We start from the raw sequence: 3,873 nt of genomic DNA, 5'->3' as shown, positions 1-3,873 counted from the left end.
AACACTAATTTCTTTACCTGGGAAAGCAGAAATTGATTATCATAAGCAACCTTCCCTCCTAAAATGATTATATCTGGATTTAATAAATTAACCAGATTAACCATCCCGGTTGCAAGATATGCCGCCGTATCTTTCATAATTTCTTTGGCTAATTGATCATTTTTTTTCAATGCATCACGAAAAATAGAGGGGGTAATTCGACTTATATCACCTTTTACTAACTCCGACATCATGGTAGGTTTTCCTTGTGCTACAGAAGACAATACTTTAGAGCAGATAGCAGGCCAGCTTACATAATTTTCAAGACAGCCTGTATTTCCACAATCACAGGGAATACCATTTCTATCTATACTTGTATGACCGATTTCTCCTGCTCCTCCCCTACAGCCGCGAAAGATAGATCCATTTACTATAATCCCAGCCCCAACTCCATCACTAATTGTAATATAAATTAAATTTTTAAATTTTCTATATGCTCCAAATCGTTTTTCAGCTAACGCAATTGCATTGGCATCATTTTCTAACCAGGTTTTTAGTTTGAATTGTTTTCCCACCATTTCTTTCAAAGGAATATTTTTTAATTTCAATTTTGTATTTTCATAAATTATGCCTTTGTCTACATTAATAATTCCAGGAGAGATAATAGAAATTCCAATGCATTTGGTTAAATCGGAATACTCTTCTAAAAACTGGCCAATTGACTTTAAAAGATAATCAATGACTAATTTACCAGTTAGATTATAAACAGGAAATATCTTTTGTCTGCGAACTTTTGCTTCTAAATTCATTTCAGCAATTTTAATAGAAGAATTAGTAATAGCAACTGCAATAATAAATTTACTATCTGAAGAAAATCTTACCAGAACTGGCTTCCTACCGCCAGTAGATACACCTACGCCATCCTCATATACTAATCCTTGGCGGATTAATTCTTTTACTGCAGCAGTTACTGTGGTTGGACTTATCTTATTCTTTTTAGCTATTTCACTGCGAGAAATAGGTCCATAATGCCGTATCGTCCTAAGTATTATAGATCTATTTAATTCTTGAATTAATTTCAAATCCCCAGTTCTCTGCATTTAATTAGCCCTTTATTTATAAACTTTCTTTTTCCAATGACTTTATTAAGTCTTTTTAAAAAAATAATACACTAACTTATATTTTTTGTCAATAAAAATTTTTAAAAAAATTCAATCAACTTTCGATTCATCAGTCATTACAAAACTTGACAATATTACTGGTTTTCTTTATGCTATTTAGTAGTAAATAACTTATCCTGGTCTTCTCTTTTAATATAATAATATGCCGAAGTGGCGGAATTGGCAGACGCGCTACGTTCAGGGCGTAGTAGGTGTATGCCTGTGGGGGTTCAAATCCCCCCTTCGGCACCAATCAGATAGCACTTCAGCTACCTTGTCCATCTCCCATTCTTCTCCGTTTGATTTATAGTTTTGCGTTTTACGCTTTTCGTTTTTCGCTATATAACTATATACTATTTTTATCCCTTTCTCTTTCAATCCTTCTTAAGTCTGCTTCTCCTAAACCAAAGTAATGTCCAATTTCATGGATAACCACTCTTCTCACCGATTCCTTGATATCTTCTCTATTTCTACAGCGTACTTCTATGGGCTTTTTAAAGATAATAATCTTATCGGGTAGAACATTCCTATACCAGATACCTCTTCTGGGATAAGGGACCCCCCGATAAAGCCCTAAAAGGCCATAAGGTGATTTGATCTTCATCTCTATAAGAAGTTCCTGGGAAGGCAAATCTTCAATTGCTATAGCAATATTTTCCATCTTCTCTTTAAAATTTTCAGGAAGGCTATTTATTGCCTCTGCTACTAAGCCTTCAAATTCTTCTTCGCTTACTTTCATTTTATTTTATTATCTCTTCCTTTAAATTCTTTATAAATTCTTTCACTTTCTGCATATATTGGTCTCTCGCCACTTCTTTTGAAGTCAGCTCAAGTAAGCTAAGAGGGGTCTTTTGACAAAGGTTTCCCATATTAGCAAATAATTGCTTGGTATCTGAACCCAAATGAGTACAGAAAAAAGCAACCTTATTAAAATAATCTTTGTTTAAAGAAATATAGGTCCTGATGGGGGTAGATATGTTAGAAGACCAGATAGGAGTTCCGATAATAATCAAGTCGTATGAAGAGGGATTCTTTTTTATCTCTTTAATTGCCGTTAATCTTCTCAAGTTAGCATCAGCCCCGGCACTTAAGAATCCTGGAATTCCTTTTCTATTTTTAGTATCAAAAATCTCCTCTTTATCACATTTCAAGATGTCGGAGATAGTTTCAGCTACTTTTTTGGTTTTCCCACTTCTAGAATAATAAATAACTAATATTTTCATCAAAAAATACCTCCCTGTGAATCTCAATCGTAAAATAGAGAAACTCTAATTAATTGGATTTTATTTCATATAACCAAACATCCAAAAGGGTTGACTAAGTAGTACCCGAGCAGTTTCTGATACCTGAGGGGGTGACAAACTCAATTTAAATTATATTAAATGAGAATTAATTACATTTAAACTTTTCTCTTATATTTCTTTTCTTACACTTAGCAAAATTTTGTAAATCCTGTTCTGGTAATTTTATTTCACCCTTTAAACCATGAATTATTTCATTATTTTTTATTTCAGGATTTATGGAATAGATAATCCACTTGCCCTCTCGCCGATTAACTATTAGACCGGCTTCTCTTAAGATCCTGATACTATGAGAAATTCTTGATTGTTCCATATTCAATATATTGACTAATTCACAAACACATAATTCTTCACTCTGAATTAAAAGTAGAAAAATACGTAGTCGAGTTTCATCAGATAAGGCTTTGAACATCTTTATAGTGGTTTCCATTATGTTTTCCTTTATATATAATGATATTCATATTATCGCCCAAAAAATATTTATCTTGTCGGTAATATTTTCTTCTATAATTTATAATTTTTATTAATCTTGCCCAATTAATCTACTATTTACTAATTACAATCGGGATAGCAATAGTTAAATAAAGATATTCTATTATTTTCCCTTCCTCTATTTTATTGGGAACTTTATCTTTTAATAATGCTACCTGCAGATCTTCTTTTTCTCCTGAGTTCAGCTCAACTTCAGTTCTTAAGGGGACGAGATAATCTGCGGAGGTCTTTATGGAAGTGATTTTTATCCCCTCTTCCCCCGAATTTGCCAGAGCGACTCTTCCTATGATTTCCCCTTCTGAGTCACTTAATAAGTTAAAACTTGCTCCTACCGGAGAAATACTTACTGTCGGGGCAGCTTTTTCTTTTATATAGCCATCGATACGTAGTGAAAAGGCTTCTTTTCTGGGATCATTACAGTATATGCGGACACTTTCCCGTACCTCACCTAAATCATGTTGTCTGGAATCATAAGTAAAGATTACCTCTTGTTTTTCTCCGGGAAGAATATTCAGAGGTATTTCTACGTCGTATTGAACATATTCAGAGATATCTATCTTATTAATTACCAAATCTAACTCTCCCTTATTTTCAATAGTAAAGGCAAAGGTAGGCAAATCCCCCTGGGAAATTAATCCTAAATCCCATTGAGAATTAGAGAGGAAGGCCTGGGGAGAAGGAATAGGTTCCACTTCAGCAATTATAGTTATTTTTTTATTAGGAATTTGGGGGTCATTCGATTCAATATTAATATCTTTCTTTACTAATCCTTTATATCCGGTAGGATTAAAGGTAGTTTTTAATTCAGCAGACTTTCCTGGTAGTATATGATCAGAAGAAAGCATAGTGGCAGTACAGCCACAGGAGGCTCGTACTCGACTGATAATCAATTCTTCTCTTCCTATATTCTTGATGGTAAAGATGTGAACAGGCCTTTCATC

General features: G+C 33.7%; 5 protein-coding genes and 1 tRNA gene. 1 reads left to right on the top strand and 5 read right to left on the bottom strand.

The window, feature by feature from the left end; genetic code table 11:
• Nucleotides 1–1,079, bottom strand: a 1,079-nt coding sequence (locus COZ07_RS05090; RefSeq protein WP_406607499.1) for an ROK family transcriptional regulator, incomplete at its 3' end; no start/stop codon positions are given.
• Between the two features lie 225 nt (nucleotides 1,080–1,304).
• On the opposite strand from COZ07_RS05090, the gene COZ07_RS05085 reads away from it, so the two are divergent.
• Nucleotides 1,305–1,391 (top strand) — tRNA-Leu (locus tag COZ07_RS05085).
• A gap of 94 nt (nucleotides 1,392–1,485) precedes the next feature.
• On the opposite strand, the gene COZ07_RS05080 is transcribed toward COZ07_RS05085, so the two are convergent.
• The 4 genes from COZ07_RS05080 to COZ07_RS05065 form a co-directional block, all read right to left on the bottom strand.
• A complete protein-coding gene (locus COZ07_RS05080) occupies nucleotides 1,486–1,878 on the bottom strand; it encodes a metallopeptidase family protein (RefSeq protein ID WP_406607498.1) in 393 nt (130 codons plus the stop codon).
• Between the two features lies 1 nt (nucleotide 1,879).
• Nucleotides 1,880–2,362 (bottom strand): flavodoxin family protein, encoded by a 483-nt coding sequence (locus tag COZ07_RS05075; protein ID WP_406607497.1) that lies wholly within the window; start codon nucleotides 2,360–2,362, stop codon nucleotides 1,880–1,882.
• A 166-nt stretch (nucleotides 2,363–2,528) separates the two neighbouring features.
• Nucleotides 2,529–2,870 (bottom strand): metalloregulator ArsR/SmtB family transcription factor, encoded by a 342-nt coding sequence (locus tag COZ07_RS05070; RefSeq protein WP_406607496.1) that lies wholly within the window; start codon nucleotides 2,868–2,870, stop codon nucleotides 2,529–2,531.
• A gap of 115 nt (nucleotides 2,871–2,985) precedes the next feature.
• Nucleotides 2,986–3,873: DUF1573 domain-containing protein (locus COZ07_RS05065; RefSeq protein ID WP_406607495.1), on the bottom strand; the 888-nt coding region annotated here is incomplete at its 5' end.

Origin of the sequence: Candidatus Infernicultor aquiphilus, assembly GCF_002784285.1 — a bacterium.
GTDB lineage: Bacteria > Atribacterota > Phoenicimicrobiia > Phoenicimicrobiales > Phoenicimicrobiaceae > Infernicultor > Infernicultor aquiphilus.
The sequence above is the reverse complement of the archived record's forward strand: the minus strand, read 5'-3'. Positions and strand labels throughout refer to the sequence as shown.